The sequence below is a fragment of the Citrobacter freundii complex sp. 2024EL-00216 genome, assembly GCF_043945515.1.
GTDB lineage: Bacteria > Pseudomonadota > Gammaproteobacteria > Enterobacterales > Enterobacteriaceae > Citrobacter > Citrobacter portucalensis.
This window is the reverse complement of sequence record NZ_JBIMRA010000056.1, coordinates 1-2,816: the sequence shown is the minus strand read 5'-3', so window position 1 is coordinate 2,816 and position 2,816 is coordinate 1. Positions and strand designations below refer to the sequence as shown.

The window sequence follows — 2,816 nt, the reverse complement described above, 5'->3', positions numbered from 1 at the left end:
TTCATACCTTTGGCGATTTCACCGCTGGTGGTATTCGGATGAGCCTGTAGATATTCAAATACAGTCATGGCGTTTTACCTTTACGTTCCTGTTCCAGTTGCACCAGAGACTCTTTTAATGCTGCGAACGTAGCGTCCAGTCTGGTGGCGACTTCACGCATAAGCGGCGCATGTTTTGGTGGCAATTCAGCAACGGAGGCAAACGCCTCCGCTACGAGTTCTTTTACCTTCATGCGGCGCATTGGCGCTGCTCCATCAACTCGTTAAAGCGATTGATGAACATGCCGTATGACTGGCCAGGACGAACTGGGTTGATAATGAATAAATCCGTTGGGACAACTCCCTCGAGGCATGGCCAAATGGAACCTTCGTCAATCTCAAAATCGCGGCGTTCGCTGGCGAGCATCACCAGGTCGGCATATTTCACAGTTGGGTGTTGTTCCGTCGGTAGGCCAAATTTCTGGCGAATAGCAGCGTCTACGCGAGCTTCGATCGCCTGGTAATCCGGTAGCAGGCGCTTAAGAGGCGAGGGGATATCCTGCAGGTAGGCTTCGGCGGCATCATGAAGCAGTGCTTCTAATGCAAACTCCTGCGGAACGAGGTGGCTGGTTAAAACGCTATGCTGGCCGACACTGTAAAATTCAGGAAGATGCCCTGCAAAGCGGCAGATATGAGACAACGCGGTGGCGATATCCTCGATCACGATATCGTCCTGTTGGATATCGAGGTAATTAAAATGTTTGCCGGATAATGTCTGAATGTAGCTCATGGTTTTCTCCATATTGGCGCGCTGCACCGCGCCATTAAATTAATGAATTGCTGAATTTAGCGTGCAGCAACCCAACCCATGCTTATGGGGGTAATTGTTGCCTGGTGTTTATCGCTTGGCTTCGCCGCCGAGAGAGGTTGTTAATCCGTTAATGAGAGAGATAAGCTCGCCGGTTATCAGAACAAAGTCAGCGTCGAACCGCTGAGCCGCATCCTCACGGTCGATATCGTCGTTTTGTTCTGTCAGCTCATCAGAGAACTTAAGGCGCTTGATGCTGCCGTCATCGCAAAGAACGAACTGAATGCGCTGTTGCCAGTCGATAGACAGCTTTGTAACTACTTTGCCAGCTTCCAGATGCACATGAATTTCGTCGCTGACCAGAGCCTGTTTTTTAAAGCGTCCGATACCGCCATTTTCAAGAATGGCTTTCAGTTCGGCTTCATCACCCAGGCCAAAGCCAGCAGGCGCACTACCAGAACGAACCCAGTCGGTCATAGTTAGTTCGATCGGCGCTTCCATAGTCAGCGGTACCACCGGGAGAGAACCGAGAGTTTTACGAAGCAGGGCCAGTGAGTCTTCGGCACGTTTGGCGCTGGCAGCATCAACCATGATCAGACCGTCGGTGATGTTGATCCACAAACTAACAGTCGAGTTTTTGGAGAACGCCCGAGGAAGCAGGGAGTGCAACACTTCATCACGCAGCGAATCTTTCTCAGTTTTTTTGAGGCGACGCCCCTGATCGGATTCCAGACGCGCCACACGCTGGCGTAGTTCTTCAGCAATGACAGGAGATGGCAGTATTTTTTCTTCCCGGCGAATAACCAACAACACTTGATTATTGACAGTGTGATGCAAGCAATCTGACCGCTGACCCAGTGGTGATACCCAACCGGTTTTTGCCATATCCTGGCTACCGCATGGAGTGAAGCGAAATAGTTCAAGCTGCTGTTCCAGCTCTTCCTGGTTGATGGTGAAATCGCGACTAAGGCGGTACACCAACATATTTTTGAAAAACGGATTATTCATTCTCGGTTCCTCAGCGCATCTGCACAGATGCTAAAAAGTTAGTTTCTCCATACACAACAGAGAAGGGCACCTGCATTGGTTGGCGGCTTGAGAGACCGCTTTCTTTTTGCCCGGGTGGATTGGGTTATGAGCCCGTCGCCCGGTGATGCCCTTTTCTGTTGTGTGTCGGGCTTCCACCGACTCCTATCTGTTTTTAAAGCCACTCAGATATCGTCTGGGCTTGCTCGTCTTTCCGAGCCGTCAGTGGTCTACTTCCCACCGTCACTGCCGTCGAGGGAGCTGGCATCTCTCCGTTTTCACAGTTGGACGTCTGCCGCTGTTGTCGGTGCTGGTACCGCCACTGTCCAGGACATTTATAAGGACCGTCTCCAAGTGGTAACTCTTCCAGTCCCGGTAAGCACTCTGCGAAATACTTACCGTGACCGGCTGTTATTCCCTGAAAAAGGCTGGCGGTTACCGGACAAGTGGGAAAACACCGGGCCGCCAGAACAGGGAGTTACTTGTTATTGCTTTGGCCTGCTTTTAACCACATCAGGCGCGGTGGTATCTTGGTGTTCTCACACAACCAAGAGGGATGTTTATGGGCGCTTTTGATAACCAGGAAATTACGTTACCCGCATGCCCTAAGTGCGGCGCTAAGACGAAGAAGAAAATCGCTTGGCTCAAGTCGAACAAAAGTTTCACTTGTCGATGTGGAGCCACTATCAATGTCAACAGCAGCCAGCTTACTTCCGAAATCAGGAAGGTTGAGGACAAGCTGAAGAAGCTCTTTAAATAGTTTTTTATCGACTGATATTATTTCGTTATCAGGGGTTGGTTTTTCAGCCTCTGATTTTTTAGTCAGGATCATTTTTTCTACACATGTGACTACGCATTCCGAACAGATAGCAGGTTCGTCCTTACCACCTTTTGCGACGATCTTCATCGCTACCAGTTCGGTTGCTCCACAAAATGAGCATGTGAATAAATGATTCATGTAAACCTCTGCCCCTAACCTTAGTTTTCTGTCAGCGAATCATCCG

The 2,816-nt window shown here is 49.9% G+C and carries 4 protein-coding genes; all 4 read right to left on the bottom strand.

The window, feature by feature from the left end; all coding sequences use genetic code 11:
• Window positions 1–64: 64 nt before the first annotated feature.
• The 4 genes from ACHHZ7_RS25245 to ACHHZ7_RS25230 all read right to left on the bottom strand — a co-directional run bounded on the left by ACHHZ7_RS25245 (window position 65) and on the right by ACHHZ7_RS25230 (window position 2,770).
• Window positions 65–241 carry a hypothetical protein gene (locus ACHHZ7_RS25245; RefSeq protein ID WP_001253786.1) on the bottom strand — a complete coding sequence of 59 codons (177 nt, stop codon included), beginning with the start codon at window positions 239–241 and terminating at the stop codon, window positions 65–67.
• A complete protein-coding gene (locus ACHHZ7_RS25240) occupies window positions 229–768 on the bottom strand; it encodes a hypothetical protein (protein WP_000120456.1) in 540 nt (179 codons plus the stop codon). The genes ACHHZ7_RS25245 and ACHHZ7_RS25240 overlap by 13 nt, the downstream gene beginning before the upstream one ends.
• A gap of 108 nt (window positions 769–876) precedes the next feature.
• A complete protein-coding gene (gene rdgC / locus ACHHZ7_RS25235) occupies window positions 877–1,794 on the bottom strand; it encodes a recombination-associated protein RdgC (RefSeq protein WP_286610424.1) in 918 nt (305 codons plus the stop codon).
• A 610-nt stretch (window positions 1,795–2,404) separates the two neighbouring features.
• A complete protein-coding gene (locus ACHHZ7_RS25230) occupies window positions 2,405–2,770 on the bottom strand; it encodes a ClpX C4-type zinc finger protein (RefSeq protein WP_044702971.1) in 366 nt (121 codons plus the stop codon).
• Window positions 2,771–2,816 lie beyond the last annotated feature (46 nt).